The following is a 16,390-nucleotide window of genomic DNA, read 5'->3' on the forward strand; positions in this document are numbered from 1 at the left end:
CGGTCCTCTTGTCGCAACGAATATGCGTCAAATTGGACGTTGCATGGCAGGAAGATTGTTATGAAGGCAGATATCCATCCCGACTACCACACGATCAAGGTAGTCATGACCGACGGCACCGAATACGAAACCCGCTCGACCTGGGGTTCTGAAGGCGCAGTCATGAACCTCGAAATCGACTCCAAGTCGCATCCGGCATGGACTGGTGGCAACCAGCAACTCATGGACCGCGGCGGTCGCGTTTCCAAGTTCAACAAGCGTTTCGGCGGCCTCGGCCTCTAATCGCTGTCGCTTGGCAGAGTTTGAAAGAGCCCCGCTTCGGCGGGGCTTTTTTGTGGAATTGCTCAGGAAATAGCACCAAGCCGATTTCCAGCATCCACCACGGCAGCTTTGCGCCGTGAGTGGACTTCGACACGCTCGTGACGGGCGACCGACTTGTGGCCGGAGAACGAACCCGCTGCGCGTTTCTGGCATGGGAAAAGCGATAGCAGACATTCAACGATCCGGATTGAGGTCTCGAGCTGACCTGCTTCGTTATTGCCGCCGCTCGGCAGGAACGTCGCGAGAGGGTGGAAAGCGGTCATTTGCCTAGTCTTCAGGAAAGATGGCGTTACGACCGGAACCGGTCGTTTGATGTTCTGCCTCTTGCAGCAGGCCCTCGAGACGGGTCGCCCATTCCTTGTTGCTATCTCTGAACGGACCAAGCGCATCGCCGGCAGGCTCCGGGAGATCGCCTACAGCGGCGGAGAAACGGCGAGCCTCCTGACTATGTCCCAACGCCGTGTGGCAGCACGCCTGAATGCGGAGCAGCGCCGGCCAGTCAGGCCGCGCCTTTAGCGCCATTCGTCCCGTGTCAAGTGCGCCCTCGACGTCGCCCGAAAAGAACAGCGCAAGCATCAAGAAACTGAACCAGGCCGCATTCTGCGGATCATGGGGGTTGAGTTCGAGGCCCCGAGCCAGTGGCTTTCGCGCGCCGGCCGCATCGCCCACGAAAAGGCGGGCCATGCCGAGGACGAGATACCCCAAGGCGAAGCTAGGACCGAGTTCGATGGACCGCTCGGCTGCGAGGATCGCCTGGTCAGCCCTGCCTGTGTAGGCCGACACAATCGCCAGCGCATAGTGCGCATACGGATTTCGGGCGTCGAGATATATCGCCCGCAAGGCCGCATCGAGACCTTCCTTCCCGTCCGCGGCGGGATTTTCTGTCCAGCCATAGGCGATGAGGCCTGCGTTGACCCGTGCCCGCCAGATCTGCGCCTCTGGAAGCATGGGATCGAGCTCCGCGGCCTCCCGGAAGAATCTCCTTGCGAGAAGATGGGTTGGCTGCGTTACCTTGTGAAAATTGAATGTACCTTGCCGTACAAGGTCCCATGCGGTCACGTTGCCGGTGTGCGGAGCAACCTGAAGTCCATGCCGCAACAGCAGTTCCGGCTCGACCGCCGCTGCAATCCGCTCGGCGATGGCGTCCTGCACTGCAAATACCTCGGCCACCTGAAGATCGTAATGTTCGGACCAGACAGTGACATCCTTCATTGCGTCGGCAAGGTAAACCGATATCCGCATCCGATCGCAGGTATGCCGGATGGCTCCATCCACCAGAAAATCAACGCCAAGTTCGTGCGCGATAGACTTCGGATCCCTCGGGCCATTCCTCATTGCGAAACTCGCCCCACGCGACGCGACGCGGAACCATCGGAACCGGGCGAGCGCCACGATCAGGTCGTCGGCGATACCGTCGGCCAGATATTGTCTCTCGGCATCTCCGCCAAGATCCTCGAAAGGCAGTACTGCGATCGCGGGGCTGGATCTCGCCTCCGCATGCCCTTCGCTACCGGGTCCGTCGGTCCGGCTCTCCACCGGACCGGAAAATCTGTATCCCACCCGTGGGACCGTAACGATCCAGTCGCCGCCGTCTGATGCCGGGCCGAGCAGCTTGCGAAGGGCAGCAATCTGAACGGAAAGATTACTCTCCTCGACGGCGAGGCCCGGCCAAACAGCATCCATCAGCGCCGACTTGGCGACGATGCGCCCATCTGCCGCGAGCAGAACGGCAAGCAGCGAAGCGCCGCGGGCGCCGATGGCGACAGGCCTGTTATCACGGAGAAGGCATCCGTTCTCGGTAATGAACTCGAAGGGGCCGAATACAAGGTGCTGGGTGTTCATGACTTGGGAATGATACGCCCGATTTCGCAGTTTTCGGAATTTTTCGGCCTTCGTTCAGGACTTGCGCCGGCTCCGCGCGCAGATTCAGCTCCATGCAGCAGTTGAAGTGGTGGGAACGATGGAGAACGAAACAATGCAAGCGAAGAATGCTCATGCATCAACCGCGAAAATCGTACGCGGCAGTGACAGCTATGTCGCCGAGCAGGGATCTGTCTATCGCTCGGGAGTCTCGGCGGAGAGCGTCGGATCCAGCATGCTGTGGCTCGGGATGATCTCGCTACCCGCAGGACGACGAACCAGCGCCCATCGCCATCAGGGACACGAGACGGCCTTGCTTATGACCGCGGGCAAAGAGATCGAGATTTGGTCGGGGGCCGAGCTTGAACGATGCGAAAAGGTCCTCCCCGGCGACTACCTGTTCATTCCGGCCGGCGTTCCGCATCTTGCCGTGAACCGCAGCACGGAAAACGCCGAGTTCCTCGCTGCCCGCAACGACCCCGCAGCGAACGAGAGTGTCGTGCTGATGCCGGAACTTGACGACATCGTACCCTAATCAGGCTCAGAGGTGCGCTATGGCGATCATCGAACAACGTCTGGCCGCTATGGGTCTGGAACTGCCCGAGCCTCTGAAAGTTCGCGAGGGGCTGCGTATGCCTTTCGCCTGGGTCCGGGTGCGCGGCAACCGCGCCGACATATCGGGTCACGTCGCGTGCAGCCGGGATGGGACATTGGCGAAACCCCTCGGCAAGGTCGGGACCGAGGTTTCGCCTGAGCAGGGTTACGCGTCAGCGCGGCTCGTTGCCCTGGCTCATCTCGCGAGCCTCAAGCGGGCAGTCGGAAACCTCGATCGGGTTACGGCGTGGCTGCGCGTCTTCGCCATGGTGAATGTTGCTCCGGGTTTCAATGAGACCCCGCTGGTCACAAACGGTTATTCCGATTTGATGCTGGAGCTGTACGGCCCTGACGTTGGCGCCCACGCCCGCTCGTCCATCGGCATGGCCATCCCTTTGAATGCGCCTGTAAACTGCGAAGCGGAAGTGGAAATTGACGGGTGACCCCTTAGGGTCGGTTCACGACCTTTGCGGGGTGCGGCGCGAATGACGTTCATGGCGCAACCGCGACCTCCAGCTGTCGTCGCCGCCAACGTCTGCTTTTCGGACGGGGCAAAGCTGTTCTCCACGACCGATATGGTTTAGTGTTTCGGGTGCCGTCAGGCATACGAAAGCCTCCCATGCAGGAACCCGCGGGTCCGCAAGGGCCGGAAGGAGGCAGGAGGTGTCCCTCCTTGCGTCAACGCATTTGCTGCCTCGCCACTACGTTGAGTCGCGTGGTTGTTGTGCGCACAAAGAAAAACCGGCTGCGCGGGACGCCGCCGGTTTCGTGAATTCAGGTTGCGGCGGTTCAGTTGTTGCCGAAGGCCGTCTGCAGCAGGCTCAGCTGAGCCTGTACGCTGTTCTGGTTGTCGGGAACGATCGGGGCTTCCGCCGGACGGTAGATTTCGCGATCGAGCAGGGCGACACGATTCTGCAGGCGCAACGAGCGTTCGATCAGGTCGCGGAAGGATTCCGGCAGATCGCCCCAGCCCGGCGCATTGCGGTCGACGTTGAAGCCGTCGAGGCGAACCTTGTTCTTCTCGGCCAGAACCTGATCGCGCGACATCTCGCCATTGTTGACGGCGCGCTGCAGCAGTAGCCAGGAGGCCATCTGCATCAGGCGGGTGGTCAGGCGCATCGATTCAGCGGCATAGAGGACGGATGCCATGCGCGGCAGAACCTTGGAGGCAGCGCGGCCCTGGCCATCGAGATAGGCGGCGGTTTCTTCAACCAGCGACATGCCTTCCGAATATAGTGTCTTGAACTGCGAGGATGCGGCAGCGCGACCTGCAAAACTGATCGTGTTCAATCCAAGCTCTGACATTTAAACAGTCCCTGTTGCACGCATCTACTTATGGTCAGGTAACGCCAGTCGAAGGGAAAAAGTTTCCTCGGCCAGTCTTTATGCGTTTAAGATGGTAGCTTTAGCCGAATTGCGCAAGGCGTTTCTTAAGAAAGGGTTAACTTCCACAGTTTCATGGAAATGGTCCCCAGCGCAATAAAAAAAGAAGAGCCGCAAAAGCGGCTCTCAAGGTAAAACAGGGAGAAAAATCAGACCAATTCACCGCATGGAAAACTGTCTGAGATCCAGAGAAGAACTGGATGAGTACAGTAATACCTTATAAAGCTTAATGGCCGCTTAAACCTGTCTCGGATTAACACTCTTCGGTCGTTAGCTTTCTGCAATAGTCAGCCGACGAATTACGAGCGGAAGAGGCTCTCCGCCGCTGATCTTGTCGATGTCTTGCTGGCAGCTTCCGCCTCGAGTCTTACGATTTCCGCCTTGAGCAGCTCCACGCGCGCTCTCAACTCGTCGACCGATAGGGTGGAGAGGTCGGCCCCGATCTCGTGGGCAACCTTCTTCTGCGGCCGGTCATCGTCGATGAAGCTCATATGCTATCCTCCCTTGTATGCCTCAGCTATATTTTAGGGCAGGATCGCCGGTTTCGGGAGTCTTGCCGGTTCCGCGGTCGGCAAGCGACATGCTTTCGGGCGTCAGCGTCTGCGATGTAGCCGTCGGAATGGTGGTAAAGGCGTCGCGATCGCCGGCGGGAACGGCGGCGCGCATGCGGCTGCGGATGATGGCATAGGCGGTGATCAACACATGGGCGATTGCCGTCACCAGGAAGAGGGCGTGCGGATTGATCATCGACATGACGGGGCCGCCGATGGTCGGGCCGATGATGGTGCCGATGCCGTAGAGGAGCAACAAGCCGCCCGAAACCTTTACGAAATCCTCTGCCGAGGCAAAGTCGTTGGCGTGCGCAACCGCGATCGGATAGAGGGTGTTGGCAACGGCGCCGTAAAGGACGACGAGGCCGATGATGAAGGCCGGTGACGATGGTTGCAGGATGGCGATCAACAGGCCGGCGAAGGCCGCGATGGCCGACATGGCTGCCAGCACATAGCGCCGGTCGATGCGGTCGGAAAGCCGCCCTGCCGGCAGCTGCATCACGGCGCCCGCGAAGATGGTGGAGCTCATCATGATGGCGATGCTGGTGTCGGACAGGCCGGAGCCTGCGCCGAAGACAGCGCCCAGCGTTCCGTATGCGCCGTTGGCGATGCCGACGAGGAGAATGCCAAGGCAGGAGACCGGGGAGTTGCGGTAAAGGGCCGGAAGATCCAGCTTCACGGCCTTCAGCGGCTGCGGCGAGGCTGCGGTCGAGAGCGTCGTCGGCAGCATCGCGATGCAGTAGAAGATGCCGCAGACCATGAACAGGACAGGCGTGCGAACATCCTCGAGCGGGATCATCATCTGACCCGCCACGACGCCGAAGAGCGTGATGGCGATATACAGCGAGAAGATTGCGCCGCGGCTCTCGTTTGTGGCGCGCTCGTTCAGCCAGCTCTCGATGATCATCGAGGTGCCGGCGGTCGCAAAACCGGTGACGGCGCGCAGCAGCACCCACCAGACGGGGTGGATGATAATGCCGCTGACCAGGGCGATGATCGCGATAATCGCAATGAAGCCGGAGAAGGCACGGACATGGCCAACGCGGCGCACCAATTTCGGCGCGACGAGGCAACCGATGACGAAGCCGGCAGCCCAGGACGTGCCGAGCAGGCCGAGCGTGGTTGTCGCGTAGCCTTCCAGGTTGCCGCGAACCGGAAGCAGGATGCCCTGCAACCCATTGCCCATGAAGAGAAACAGCGTCCCGAAGAGAAGCGAGGCGACGGACAGCAGATTTCTTTTCATATAGCCAGACTCTATGCGTTGATTGCAAAGACAGATGGCAACACGGAGTGTCGCCCAGCCTCGAGATGATTGATTGTGCCCCCAAATGCCTTTACGGCATGAATAAATGCAGTCGTGACGTGAAAAAATGTCCGTCCTGTGACATTCAGAAGAGATGGAAAAATAAAGACATGACGAAGCTGATCGCTCTGCTGCTCATCTTGGCGATGGCGATTCAGCTGATCAAGCCGCTGGGCGTTCCGGGGCTGCGGCGGCGCATGGATTTCTGGAAGATCGCCCTGATCGCGTTTGGGGTCTGGGCGGTGGCGCTGCTTGGCCGCGATCTGTTCGTTTAGTACGTGATTTCGCCGCGCATGACCGGCGCGCAGCTGCCCGAGATCGTCACATCGGAAACGATGCCGTCCTTCTTGACGGCTTCGATGCCGATGATGCTGCGGCGTCCCATCTCGACGCCTTGCTCGATGGTGAGCGAAACGTTCATGTCCGCATCCGGCTCCAGCGAAACGAGGTAGGCGCCGAGGGCTGCCGAGGCGCTGCCGGTCGCCGGATCCTCCGGAACGTTGTCGAGCGGCGCGAACATCCGGGCGCGGATCGTCCACGGCTCTTCCTGGGAGCGCACATAGACGAACAGCGAGAAATCGTGATTGCCTTCGGCAGTCGGGCCGGCGGCATCCTGGAAATAGGTGAGGTTCGGGCGGGCGCGACCGAGGGCGGCAAGGTCTGCCAGTTCCGCGACGGCGAAACTCAGTCCAACGGAGGCGACAACCGGTCGGTGCTTCGCCACCCGGATTTCCTGCGGCTCGATCACTATACAGCGCGCAACGGTTTCCTCGGATATCGTGTTGCCGATGGTGAGCGGCTTCGGCGCACGAATCGATGCCGACAGCACCTCACCGTCGTCACGCTTCAGGTTGACCTCGACGAGACCCGCCTTCTCTTCGAAGCGCAGGCTGTCGCCGACCGGCCGTCCGAAGACCTCGCGCTGTTGGCCGAGCACATAAGCCGTCCCGACGTTCGGATGCCCCGCAAAGGGAACCTCCATGGTGGGTGTGAAGATGCGGACACGGGCGGTATTTACCGGATCTTCTGGCGGCAGCACGAAGGTGACTTCCGAATAGCCGAACTCGGCGGCAATATTCTGCATGTCTGCGTCCGTCAGGCCACGCGCGTCCGTCATCACGGCGAGCGGGTTGCCTTCGAAGCGAGTAGAGGTGAAGACATCGACTGTCGTGAAGGCAACGGTTCTCATGGCGGCTCCGAGAGGGCTGATACCACGATCTCTACCGGCGATCCGCCGGCTGCAGAAGCCGGAAAGTTGTCGCCCTTACAATGCAGAAACCGGCCGTCTGCGACGACCGGTTTTGCTTTTCTTGTCGATCAGAAGATGGCTTAGGCCGCCTTCTCCAGATCCTTCTTCCAGCTGCCCTTGGCGGCGAGGCTGTTCATTTCGGCGCGGTGGGCAAAGGCACGCTGGCCGGCGGCAATGTTTTCCTGCTTGCCGCCCCAAGCCTTCAGTGCCGTATCCTGCAGTGCGCGGCCGTAGGAGAAGGTCACAGTCCACGGCAGGTCATAACCGGAGTTGATCGCGGAAAGATGCGCCGACGCTTCTTCGGTGGACTGGCCACCCGAGAGGAAGGCAATGCCGGGAACGGCCGACGGAACGGTGCGCTTCAGCACCTCGACCGTGCGCTCGGCGACCTCGGCGACGGAAGCCTTGCGGGCGTTCTTGCCGTCGATGACCATGTTCGGCTTGAGGATCATGCCTTCGAGGCTGACGCGGGCGTCTGCCAATTCCTCGAAGACGGTGCGCAGCGTCCATTCGGTGACCTCGGCGCAGCGATCGATGTTGTGGTCGCCTGGCTTGCCGTCCATCAGGCATTCCGGTTCGACGATCGGCACGATGTTGGCCTGCTGGCACAGCGCGGCATAGCGGGCGAGGGCGTGGGCGTTGGCTTTCATGGAGCCCCAGGTGGGCAGCGTGGAGGAGATTGCGATAACGCCGCGCCACTTGGCGAAGCGGGCGCCGGCTTCATAATACTTCGCAAGACGGTCTGCGAGGCCGTCGAGGCCTTCGGTGATGGTTTCGCCGGGATAGGCTGCCATCGGCTTTGCGCCGATATCGACCTTGATGCCCGGGATGCTGTCGGCCGCACGGATGACGTCGACAAGGGGCGTGCCGTCTGCTGCCTTCTGGTGGAGGGTCTCTTCGTAGAGGATCACGCCGGAGATATACTGACGCATCGCGTCTTCGGTGCGGAACAGCATTTCGCGGTAGTCGCGACGGCTCGTTTCCGTCGATTCAAGTCCGATCGTGTCGAACCGCTTCCCGATTGTGGCTGTCGATTCATCTGCTGCAAGCAGCCCGCGGCCACCAGCCACCATACGCACGGCAATGTCTTCCAAACGTTCGCTCATATCGTTTCTCTCCACAGCAAAAAAAATCGTCAACCAGTAGATATAGGTCGCGGATAACAGAAGTTTATGGGTGGGAAAACGGCAGCAAAATTGTCTGAAACGTTTGAATTTTTTTTAATCGTTTGAAAGTTTGGGCTTTTGTACTCCAAATGAGCAAAAGACCGCGGAGCTTTCGCGCCGCGGTTTCTATCTACATGTAAAATTTGTTAAATTCGTTCGCTTGAATTATTTGTGCTTGTTGAGCACAGCGACACCGGGGAGCACTTTGCCTTCCATCCACTCAAGGAAGGCGCCGCCGGCCGTCGACACATAGCTGAAATCGTCGGCCACGCCGGCGTGGTTCAACGCCGAGACCGTATCGCCACCGCCGGCCACCGAGGTGAGCTTGCCGGCCTTCGTGCGCTCGGCCGCAAATTTCGCTGCCGCGACGGTTGCCTTGTCGAAAGGCTCGATCTCGAACGCGCCGAGCGGGCCATTCCAGACCAGCGTATTGGCGCGCTCGATCCATGCCTTGATCGCCTCGACCGACTTCGGGCCGACGTCCAGCACCATAGCGTCATTGGGGATCGCGTCGATTGCGACCGTTTCGTTGGCGGCGTTTGCCTTGAATTCGCGGGCAACGACGCCGTCTTCCGGCAGAATGATGGCGCAGCCGGCCGTGGCCGCTTCGATCATGATCTGCTTGGCGGTGTCTGCAAGATCGTGCTCGCAGAGCGACTTGCCGACATTCGTGCCGCGGGCGGCAATGAAGGTGTTTGCCATGCCGCCGCCGATCACCAGCGCATCGACTTTCTTCACAAGGTTCATCAAGAGGTCGATCTTGGTCGAAACCTTGGCGCCGCCGACGATGGCGACGACAGGACGGGCCGGGTTGCCGAGACCACTCTCAAGGGCCTCAAGCTCGGCCTGCATGGTGCGGCCCGCATGGGCGGGAAGATGATGGGCGAGGCCTTCCGTCGAGGCATGTGCGCGGTGGGCAGCAGAGAAGGCGTCGTTGACGTAGATGTCGCCGTTCGCCGCAAGCGCCTTGACGAAATCGGGGTCGTTCTTCTCTTCGCCCTTGTGGAAGCGGGTGTTTTCCATGAGCAGGATGTCACCGTTCTTCATCGCACCAACTGCCTCCGCTGCTGCTGCGCCGATGCAGTCGCCGGCGGTTGCCACGGAGTGGTCCAGCACCTCCTCGACGGACGGAGCGACCAGCGACAGCGAAAGGTCCTGCGACGGGCCATCCTTAGGGCGGCCGAAGTGCGCCAGCAGGATGACCTTGGCACCTTTGTTGGAGAGCTCCAGGATCGTCGGGGCAACACGCTCGATGCGTGTGGTGTCGGTTACTTTGCCGTCTTTGACCGGAACATTGAGGTCAACGCGAACGAGGACGCGCTTGCCGGCAACATCGTTGAGGTCGTCGAGGGTCTTGAAGGAAGGCATGGAAAAATCCGTTCGTTATTGCCCAAAAGATGCGGCGACCATAGCAAGGATGATCGCAGACGCAAGGCGCTCATTGCGGGTTTTGATCGCCCTTGGCTGATGCCGCCGCAGCCGCTGCTTCCCGGCTTCTGCGACCTTTGATGCGGTCGCGGATGCGATCGATGATGTCGTGCAAATTGAGGAAGATCGGCAGGGTGGTGGCGGGCTCTACAGCCTCCAGCGACATGCCGACCGAGGTGATGTGGTCCTGATCATCGAGATCGCGGACGATGAGAATGATCGAGCCGAGACGGACCCGGTCCGCATAATCCGCCTTGCCGCCCAGACGATGCTTCATCAGTTCGGCGATCGTCAGCCCTTTCTCGGATTCGTTCAGCAGGCCGGGGCCATAGGCGGCGTCGAGATCGGCCGCTGGCCGGGCGGGCGACAGCGCGAATGCGCCGAAGAAATCGGCGTCATCCTCTTCCACCGGCGCGCGGCTGGCAAAGAGCTTGTCGAGCAGCCGCGAGTAGGACGGCACGACGAACAGATAGACGAGGTCGTTCTCGCGTAGCCGGCCCGCATACTGATAACGCATCGACTTGCCGTCGCGGATGACGAGCGACGGCGTCGCCCAGCGCGGGATGCGTTCGCCGCGAAGCACCGGGCTGTCCTTGATAACACGGTAGGAGAGGAGCTCGTGGTTTGCCGCACCCGGCAGATCGACTTCGACCTTGTCGACGGCACCCATGCGCGGCGGGATGATGAGCCCCAGCTTCTTGGCGACCGGCTTGATCGTCCAGCCCTGTACGAGAAGCGAGACGAGCACGATGATGAAGGCGGTGTTGAAATAGATCTGGCTGTTCTCCAAGCCGCCGAGAATGGGCATGATGGCGAGCAGGATCGAAACGGCGCCGCGCAAGCCGACCCACGCGACAAAGCCGATCTCCCGCTGCGTATAGTCGAAGGGGAGCAACGAGAGCCAGATGGCGAGCGGGCGCGCGATGAAGATCAGGAACAGGGCGAGCAGCACGGCGGGAACGGCAATCGCCGGAAACTGCGACGGCATCGCAAGCAGTCCCAAGACCAGGAACATAATGATCTGGGCAAGCCAGGTCATGCCGCTCTGGAAGCGCTTGATAGAGGCATGGCCTTGCAGCTTGCGATTGCCCGCGTAGATGCCGGCGACATAGACGGCAAGGAAGCCGCTGCCGCCGACCGCGCCCGTCGCCGAAAAGACCAGCAGCGCCAGGGCCAGCACGAATATCGGGGTCAGGCCGCGATCGGTTTCCAGCTGGCTGACGATCAGCGAGATCATCATGCCGCCGAGCAGGCCGAGGATGACGCCGAGGCCCATCTCCTGCACGAACATGGCGAGCATACCGATGTTGATGCCGTGATAGCGCTCGCCGCTGGCAAGGATCTCTACGAGGGCGATGGTCAGGAAGATCGCCATCGGGTCGTTGGTTCCCGATTCAACCTCCAGTGTTGAGCGCACCTTGTCACGAATATTGATGCCGCCGATGCGCAGCAGGAAGAAGACGGCGGCAGCGTCGGTGGAGGAGACGATCGAGCCGAGCAGCAGGCCTTCCAGCCACGTGAAGTTCAGCAGCCACATGGCGGCAACACCAATGAGTGCCGCTGTTATCAGAACGCCGACCGAGGCGAGCGTCAGAGAGGGTATCGCCGCAAGCTTGAAGGCTTGGACCGGCGTTCCGAAACCGGAGTCGAACAGGATGACGGCAAGCGCGATGGAGCCGAGGAAGTAGGCCAGATAATTGTTGCTGAACTGGATCCCGAGGCCATCAGATCCAGCAAGCAGGCCGATCGCGAGGAAGAGCAGGAGGAGCGGGGCGCCGAAGCGGAAGGCGAGCAGGCTGGAGAATGCGGCGAGAAGCACGAGCGTCGTCGATACCAGTACGACGATATAAAACGCTTCCATGCCTGTCCCCTTACCCGCAATTCAATGCAGACCGCCCCCGGTCCCGCAGTCCATCCAATCGCCCTTTCGTGGTCACTCAAGCCCGCTATGAGTAAACGGCAAAACAAACAGGATGGGTAGGCCTTGCGGTCGACCCGTGCTGTTTTGCGGCTTCATGCTGCTGTTTTGGCGTGCCTGACGGCAAAACCGGGTGAGTGCTCACGAAGGAGCATGAATCGAGTGTATGAGCAAATCGGGCGATAGGAGGGCAGAAGTTGCGCTCTCGCGCGTTTCCTCTCAATCAATGAGCGGTCATGGAGAAGCGCACCGTCGGCTTCTTGCCCGATCGCGCTGCTCAGGCGTCTTCGTCCTCATCGTCCTCGTCATCGACGATGTCGGAAATCGGGATCAGAAAGACGACAAATTCATCGTCAATCGTTCGCTCCGGATCATCGTCGAACTCATAGGCGTGCTCGACTTCGCTTGCCTCTTCGGCGGTCGCCTTGCGCAGCTTGAGTTCCGTGACGCCGTCCCAGACCGGCTTGCCCTGCGATTGCAGAACCGTCAGATCCTCGCGGAAATCCTCGGCCTCGAAGAAATTCTCGGCATCATCGGCATTCTCGGAGCGAAAGCTTGCGATCGCCTGTCCGCCGATCTCGATCGTAAAGTAGTCCATCAAAATTCTCTTTCGCTTCTGTGCCGTCCAGCTTCGATGGACAGTACGGTGATCGGCTGCGGCGCGCCAGTCTAATCGTTCGGGCAAACGGACTATCGAGGTCCCATGACGCGTGTGGACGCCATTAACGGCTGCCCTTCGGCGATCTGCTTCGAGTTGCGCCCGCCAACAAGGCTGAGACTCAGCACGCTCGCAATCATGAGCAGAACGATGATTGTCATGAGAATTCTCATGGATGAGTCCGCCAGCCAACATCCGGCATTATCTTGTCTCTATGACGCTAGTCAGTTTGGCTTCAAAAGAAAAGCGGCCCGGTCGCCCGAGCCGCTTTCGACGATTCATGTCGGGACGCTCTTAGATGAGCTTTGCGAAAGCGACAGCCGTATCAGACATGCGGCTGGAGAAGCCCCACTCGTTGTCGTACCAGGACAGGACGCGCACGAAGTTGCCTTCCATGACCTTCGTCTGATCCGTTGCGAAGATCGAGGAGTGGCTGTCGTGGTTGAAGTCACGGGAAACGAGCGGCTCGTCAGTGTAGCCGAGGATGCCCTTCAGCTTGCCGTTTGCGGCAGCCTTGATCGCTTCGTTGATTTCGCCGACGGTCGTGGCCTTCTTGGCAACGAATTTGAAGTCGACGACCGAGACGTTCGGGGTCGGAACGCGGATCGACGTACCGTCAAGCTTGCCCTTCAGATGCGGAAGGACGAGGCCAACGGCCTTGGCGGCGCCCGTCGACGTCGGGATCATGGACAGGGCTGCGGCGCGGGCACGGTACAGGTCCTTGTGCATGGTGTCGAGGGTCGGCTGGTCGCCGGTGTAGGAGTGGATGGTGGTCATGAAGCCGTGGTCGATGCCGACCGCGTCATCGAGAACCTTCACAACAGGCACGAGGCAGTTCGTCGTGCAGGATGCGTTGGAGATGACTAGATGCTCCTTGGTGAGCTGCTCATGGTTGACGCCGAAAACGACGGTCAGGTCGGCGCCGTCGGCAGGAGCCGAAACGATGACGCGCTTTGCGCCGGCCGTCAGGTGCGCGGCAGCCTTGTCGCGGGCGGTGAAGATGCCGGTGCATTCCATCGCGATGTCGACGCCGAGTTCCTTGTGCGGCAGCGTTGCCGGGTCCTTGATCGCGGTCACCTTGATCGGCTTGCCGCCGCCAACAGTGATCGTGTCGCCCTCGACCTTCACCTCGGCCGGGAACTTGCCGTGGATGGAGTCGTAGCGCAGCAGATGGGCGTTGGTCTCGACCGGGCCGAGGTCGTTGATGGCAACGACTTCAATGTCGGTGCGGCCGGATTCGACGATAGCGCGGAGAACGTTACGGCCGATGCGGCCGAAGCCGTTGATGGCAACCTTTACAGTCATGTGCATTCACTCCCTAGAGATGGGGCTTGCGGATTGAGTTGGAGAGCGCCGAAGCGCACTCTTAGAGGTTTGCTTCTGCGGCAGCGACCACGGCGTCCGCGGTGATGCCGAAATGCTCGAATACCTTCTTTGCCGGACCGGACGCGCCGAAGCCCTTCATGCCGACGAACGTGCCTTCCGGACCGATGAAGGCATCCCAGCCTTCGCGGACGGCGGCTTCCACGGCGATCTTGACTGGCGAGTTGCCGATGACTTCCTTGCGGTATGCTTCCGGCTGCTCAAAGAACAGTTCGGTGCAGGGAACGGAAACGACACGGACGCTGACGCCCTTGGCTTCGAGCGTTGCACGGGCGGCAACGGCGAGCTCGACTTCAGAGCCGGAAGCGAAGATCGTCACCTTGGCGTCGGCTTTGCCGGCGAGCGTGTAGGCGCCGAGTTCGCAAAGGTTCTTTTCGCTGTACTCGGTACGCACTGGCGTCAGGTTCTGGCGGGTCAGCGCGAGCGCGGACGGGTGTGTCTTCGACTTGACGGCGATCTGCCAGCATTCGGCAGTTTCAGTCGGGTCTGCCGGGCGGAAGACCCGTAGATTCGGAACGGCGCGCAGGCCGGCGATCTGCTCGACCGGCTGGTGCGTCGGGCCGTCTTCACCGACGCCGATCGAGTCGTGCGTTAGGACGTGGACAACGCGGATGCCCATGAGGGCGGCCAGGCGGATCGGCGGTCGGCAATAGTCCGAGAAGATCAGGAAGCCGCCGCCGTAGGGGATAAGGCCGCCGTGCAGCGCGACACCATTCATGGCCGAAGCCATGCCGTGCTCGCGGATTCCCCAGTGCATGTAGCGCCCGGCGAAATCGGTCGGCGTGATCGAATGCATCTGGCTGGTCTTGGTATTGTTCGACGGCGTCAGGTCGGCGGAGCCGCCCAGCGTTTCCGGCAGGAAGCCGTTGATGACCTCAAGCGCGTCTTCCGATGCCTTGCGGGTGGCAATCGTCGGCTTGGTTTCGATCAGCTTCTTCTTGTAGGCGCTGATCGCGGCGTCGAAGCCTTCCGGCAGGTCGCCGGCGAAGCGGCGGGTGAACTCAGCCTTGTGCGCGGACTTGGCGAGGCCGTCTTCCCAGGTCTTGACTGTTTCGACCGAGCGGCTGCCGGCTGCGCGCCATGCGTCGAGAACGTCGGAAGGAACGACGAAGGGTTCGTATTCCCAGTTCAGCGCCTTGCGGGTCGCCGCGATTTCATCGGCGCCGAGCGGGTTGCCGTGAACCTTATGAGTGCCCTGTTTGTTCGGAGCGCCGAAGCCGATGATCGTCTTGCAGGCGATGAAGGTCGGACGGTCGGACTTGTGAGCGGCTTCGATGGCGGCGGCAATGGCAGCCTGGTCGTGGCCGTCGATTTCGATCGTGTTCCAATGAACAGCCTTGAAGCGAGCAACCTGATCGGTGGAATCCGACAGGGAGACGGCGCCGTCGATGGTGATCGAGTTGTTATCCCAGAAGAGAACGAGCTTGTTCAGCTTCAGATGACCGGCAAGTGCGATCGCCTCGTGGCTGATGCCTTCCATCAGGCAGCCGTCGCCGCAGATGGCATAGGTGTAGTGGTCCTGAAGCTCAGAGCCGAACTCGTCGCGCAGCTTGCGTTCGGCGATCGCCATGCCGACGGCATTGGCAATGCCCTGGCCGAGCGGGCCGGTCGTCGTTTCGATGCCGGTCGCATGACCGTATTCGGGATGGCCGGCGGTCTTCGAACCGAGCTGGCGGAACTGCTTCAGGTCCTCGATCGTCATGTCGGGGTAGCCGGTCAAATAGAGCAGTGAGTAAAGCAGCATCGAGCCGTGGCCGGCCGACAGCACGAAGCGGTCGCGGTTCGGCCAATGCGGCTTCTTCGGGTCGAACCGCAGATACTTCGTAAAGAGAATCGTCGCTACGTCAGCCATGCCCATCGGCATGCCGGGATGCCCCGAATTTGCCTTTTCGACTGCATCCATGGCGAGGAAACGGATCGCATTTGCCATCCGGTCGTTTTGTTCAGGAGAGGTCATGGCTATTCCACGGGTTCCGGGTGTCGGGGGATGGCCTCGAGCCTGTGGAGACCATCAATGAGAGCGGGTGACACATAGCAGTTGGAACGGCCAAGTCAACAAATGGAAGGCCCTCCGGAGGCCTCTCCAATCGATTTTAGACATTTGATCATCGATTTTTACAAAAGTTGAATAGGCGCTGAGGCGGCAGTTGATTTTCGTCATCCACAGAATAGGTCTGCAGCCGCAGGGCCAGCTTTATTGACGTGCCGTTGGCGAGGTGCGTATCCTTTTGGAAATACTGGATCGGTCTCGGGCGCCGATTCGCGGGTCTTGTGCGGGGAACCGGTAGAGACATGACGCCTACAGGCAAAATGGAAGCAGCACTCAACGAGCTCAGGCAAGCCATCTCCGGGCTTGAAAACGCAGTCGAGATGCGCATCGAGCACCAGCGGGAGCAGGGCGAAATCGAAGGCGAGGTACGTCGTATTCATGCCGATCGCTCGAAGCTTGCCCAGGAACTGGACCAGGCCGAATTCCGTGCGAACCGGCTCGAGGAAGTCAATCGCGAGGTCTCGCGGCGGCTGGTGACGGCCATGGAGACGATCCGCGCGGTTCTGGACCGATAGAAAGGCGCGAT

Annotated in this window: 18 protein-coding genes; 5 read left to right on the forward strand and 13 right to left on the reverse strand. The window is 60.6% G+C overall.

Annotation, left to right across the window (positions count from 1 at the left end):
• The first annotated feature begins 60 nt into the window (after window positions 1-60).
• Window positions 61-282 carry a 50S ribosomal protein L31 gene (rpmE, locus tag AF71_RS18810; RefSeq protein ID WP_007527409.1) on the forward strand — a complete coding sequence of 74 codons (222 nt, stop codon included), beginning with the start codon at window positions 61-63 and terminating at the stop codon, window positions 280-282.
• A gap of 62 nt (window positions 283-344) precedes the next feature.
• Here rpmE and AF71_RS18815 read toward each other — a convergent pair whose 3' ends face one another.
• Together AF71_RS18815 and AF71_RS18820 are read right to left on the reverse strand one after the other, a co-directional pair.
• Window positions 345-584: a hypothetical protein gene (locus AF71_RS18815; RefSeq protein ID WP_018858877.1), complete on the reverse strand. Its 240-nt coding sequence runs from the start codon at window positions 582-584 to the stop codon at window positions 345-347.
• Window positions 585-588: 4 nt separating this feature from the next.
• On the reverse strand, window positions 589-2,163 hold the full coding sequence (locus AF71_RS18820; protein ID WP_018858876.1) for a winged helix-turn-helix domain-containing protein: 1,575 nt from the start codon (window positions 2,161-2,163) through the stop codon (window positions 589-591).
• Between the two features lie 118 nt (window positions 2,164-2,281).
• Between AF71_RS18820 and AF71_RS18825 the strand changes: the two genes are divergently transcribed.
• Together AF71_RS18825 and AF71_RS18830 are read left to right on the forward strand one after the other, a co-directional pair.
• Window positions 2,282-2,716 carry a cupin domain-containing protein gene (locus AF71_RS18825; protein WP_025660882.1) on the forward strand — a complete coding sequence of 145 codons (435 nt, stop codon included), beginning with the start codon at window positions 2,282-2,284 and terminating at the stop codon, window positions 2,714-2,716.
• A 19-nt stretch (window positions 2,717-2,735) separates the two neighbouring features.
• The gene (locus AF71_RS18830) at window positions 2,736-3,218 is read left to right on the forward strand and encodes a RidA family protein (protein ID WP_169682588.1); all 483 of its coding nucleotides are present in this window, start codon (window positions 2,736-2,738) and stop codon (window positions 3,216-3,218) included.
• Between the two features lie 346 nt (window positions 3,219-3,564).
• Here the strand turns inward: AF71_RS18830 and AF71_RS18835 are convergent, their stop codons facing one another.
• The 3 genes from AF71_RS18835 to AF71_RS18845 all read right to left on the reverse strand — a co-directional run bounded on the left by AF71_RS18835 (window position 3,565) and on the right by AF71_RS18845 (window position 5,952).
• Window positions 3,565-4,080, reverse strand: coding sequence for a DUF1465 family protein (locus tag AF71_RS18835; RefSeq protein ID WP_018858873.1), 516 nt, complete (start codon window positions 4,078-4,080; stop codon window positions 3,565-3,567).
• A gap of 377 nt (window positions 4,081-4,457) precedes the next feature.
• On the reverse strand, window positions 4,458-4,649 hold the full coding sequence (locus AF71_RS18840; RefSeq protein ID WP_018858872.1) for a DUF1192 domain-containing protein: 192 nt from the start codon (window positions 4,647-4,649) through the stop codon (window positions 4,458-4,460).
• A gap of 22 nt (window positions 4,650-4,671) precedes the next feature.
• Window positions 4,672-5,952, reverse strand: a complete 1,281-nt coding sequence (locus AF71_RS18845) for an MFS transporter (RefSeq protein WP_018858871.1) — start codon at window positions 5,950-5,952, stop codon at window positions 4,672-4,674.
• A 170-nt stretch (window positions 5,953-6,122) separates the two neighbouring features.
• Between AF71_RS18845 and AF71_RS18850 the strand changes: the two genes are divergently transcribed.
• Window positions 6,123-6,287, forward strand: coding sequence for a hypothetical protein (locus AF71_RS18850; RefSeq protein ID WP_018858870.1), 165 nt, complete (start codon window positions 6,123-6,125; stop codon window positions 6,285-6,287).
• Here the strand turns inward: AF71_RS18850 and AF71_RS18855 are convergent.
• From AF71_RS18855 to tkt, 8 genes are all read right to left on the reverse strand, one after another.
• A complete protein-coding gene (locus tag AF71_RS18855; protein ID WP_018858869.1) occupies window positions 6,284-7,201 on the reverse strand; it encodes a PhzF family phenazine biosynthesis protein in 918 nt (305 codons plus the stop codon). The genes AF71_RS18850 and AF71_RS18855 overlap by 4 nt on opposite strands.
• Window positions 7,202-7,341: 140 nt before the next feature.
• Entirely contained in the window at window positions 7,342-8,367 is a 1,026-nt protein-coding gene (locus tag AF71_RS18860; RefSeq protein ID WP_113471236.1) for a class I fructose-bisphosphate aldolase, read from the reverse strand.
• 225 nt (window positions 8,368-8,592) lie between these two features.
• Window positions 8,593-9,795, reverse strand: a complete 1,203-nt coding sequence (locus tag AF71_RS18865; protein WP_113471237.1) for a phosphoglycerate kinase — start codon at window positions 9,793-9,795, stop codon at window positions 8,593-8,595.
• Between the two features lie 70 nt (window positions 9,796-9,865).
• Window positions 9,866-11,716 (reverse strand): potassium/proton antiporter, encoded by a 1,851-nt coding sequence (locus AF71_RS18870; protein ID WP_018858866.1) that lies wholly within the window; start codon window positions 11,714-11,716, stop codon window positions 9,866-9,868.
• Between the two features lie 334 nt (window positions 11,717-12,050).
• Window positions 12,051-12,371: a hypothetical protein gene (locus AF71_RS18875; RefSeq protein ID WP_018858865.1), complete on the reverse strand. Its 321-nt coding sequence runs from the start codon at window positions 12,369-12,371 to the stop codon at window positions 12,051-12,053.
• A 92-nt stretch (window positions 12,372-12,463) separates the two neighbouring features.
• A complete protein-coding gene (locus tag AF71_RS32145) occupies window positions 12,464-12,592 on the reverse strand; it encodes a hypothetical protein (RefSeq protein ID WP_018858864.1) in 129 nt (42 codons plus the stop codon).
• A 133-nt stretch (window positions 12,593-12,725) separates the two neighbouring features.
• The gene (gene gap, locus AF71_RS18880; RefSeq protein ID WP_169682591.1) at window positions 12,726-13,736 is read right to left on the reverse strand and encodes a type I glyceraldehyde-3-phosphate dehydrogenase; all 1,011 of its coding nucleotides are present in this window, start codon (window positions 13,734-13,736) and stop codon (window positions 12,726-12,728) included.
• A 61-nt stretch (window positions 13,737-13,797) separates the two neighbouring features.
• Complete coding sequence (gene tkt / locus AF71_RS18885; protein WP_018858862.1) at window positions 13,798-15,771, reverse strand: transketolase; 1,974 nt, start codon at window positions 15,769-15,771, stop codon at window positions 13,798-13,800.
• 335 nt (window positions 15,772-16,106) lie between these two features.
• Here tkt and AF71_RS18890 point away from each other — a divergent pair, with 335 nt between their 5' ends.
• Window positions 16,107-16,379 (forward strand): DUF4164 domain-containing protein, encoded by a 273-nt coding sequence (locus AF71_RS18890; protein WP_025660886.1) that lies wholly within the window; start codon window positions 16,107-16,109, stop codon window positions 16,377-16,379.
• Window positions 16,380-16,390 lie beyond the last annotated feature (11 nt).

This window comes from Rhizobium sp. 57MFTsu3.2 (assembly GCF_012932765.1).
Lineage (GTDB): Bacteria > Pseudomonadota > Alphaproteobacteria > Rhizobiales > Rhizobiaceae > Rhizobium > Rhizobium altiplani.

What these genes read in the sequence shown, in the direction of transcription:
- rpmE (WP_007527409.1), top strand. Translation starts at nt 61, where the DNA reads ATGAAGGCAGATATCCATCCCGACTACCACACGATCAAGGTAGTCATG.
- AF71_RS18815 (WP_018858877.1), bottom strand. Translation starts at nt 584, where the DNA reads ATGACCGCTTTCCACCCTCTCGCGACGTTCCTGCCGAGCGGCGGCAAT.
- AF71_RS18820 (WP_018858876.1), bottom strand. Translation starts at nt 2,163, where the DNA reads ATGAACACCCAGCACCTTGTATTCGGCCCCTTCGAGTTCATTACCGAG.
- AF71_RS18825 (WP_025660882.1), top strand. Translation starts at nt 2,282, where the DNA reads ATGGAGAACGAAACAATGCAAGCGAAGAATGCTCATGCATCAACCGCG.
- AF71_RS18830 (WP_169682588.1), top strand. Translation starts at nt 2,736, where the DNA reads ATGGCGATCATCGAACAACGTCTGGCCGCTATGGGTCTGGAACTGCCC.
- AF71_RS18835 (WP_018858873.1), bottom strand. Translation starts at nt 4,080, where the DNA reads ATGTCAGAGCTTGGATTGAACACGATCAGTTTTGCAGGTCGCGCTGCC.
- AF71_RS18840 (WP_018858872.1), bottom strand. Translation starts at nt 4,649, where the DNA reads ATGAGCTTCATCGACGATGACCGGCCGCAGAAGAAGGTTGCCCACGAG.
- AF71_RS18845 (WP_018858871.1), bottom strand. Translation starts at nt 5,952, where the DNA reads ATGAAAAGAAATCTGCTGTCCGTCGCCTCGCTTCTCTTCGGGACGCTG.
- AF71_RS18850 (WP_018858870.1), top strand. Translation starts at nt 6,123, where the DNA reads ATGACGAAGCTGATCGCTCTGCTGCTCATCTTGGCGATGGCGATTCAG.
- AF71_RS18855 (WP_018858869.1), bottom strand. Translation starts at nt 7,201, where the DNA reads ATGAGAACCGTTGCCTTCACGACAGTCGATGTCTTCACCTCTACTCGC.
- AF71_RS18860 (WP_113471236.1), bottom strand. Translation starts at nt 8,367, where the DNA reads ATGAGCGAACGTTTGGAAGACATTGCCGTGCGTATGGTGGCTGGTGGC.
- AF71_RS18865 (WP_113471237.1), bottom strand. Translation starts at nt 9,795, where the DNA reads ATGCCTTCCTTCAAGACCCTCGACGACCTCAACGATGTTGCCGGCAAG.
- AF71_RS18870 (WP_018858866.1), bottom strand. Translation starts at nt 11,716, where the DNA reads ATGGAAGCGTTTTATATCGTCGTACTGGTATCGACGACGCTCGTGCTT.
- AF71_RS18875 (WP_018858865.1), bottom strand. Translation starts at nt 12,371, where the DNA reads ATGGACTACTTTACGATCGAGATCGGCGGACAGGCGATCGCAAGCTTT.
- AF71_RS32145 (WP_018858864.1), bottom strand. Translation starts at nt 12,592, where the DNA reads ATGACAATCATCGTTCTGCTCATGATTGCGAGCGTGCTGAGTCTCAGC.
- gap (WP_169682591.1), bottom strand. Translation starts at nt 13,736, where the DNA reads ATGACTGTAAAGGTTGCCATCAACGGCTTCGGCCGCATCGGCCGTAAC.
- tkt (WP_018858862.1), bottom strand. Translation starts at nt 15,771, where the DNA reads ATGACCTCTCCTGAACAAAACGACCGGATGGCAAATGCGATCCGTTTC.
- AF71_RS18890 (WP_025660886.1), top strand. Translation starts at nt 16,107, where the DNA reads ATGACGCCTACAGGCAAAATGGAAGCAGCACTCAACGAGCTCAGGCAA.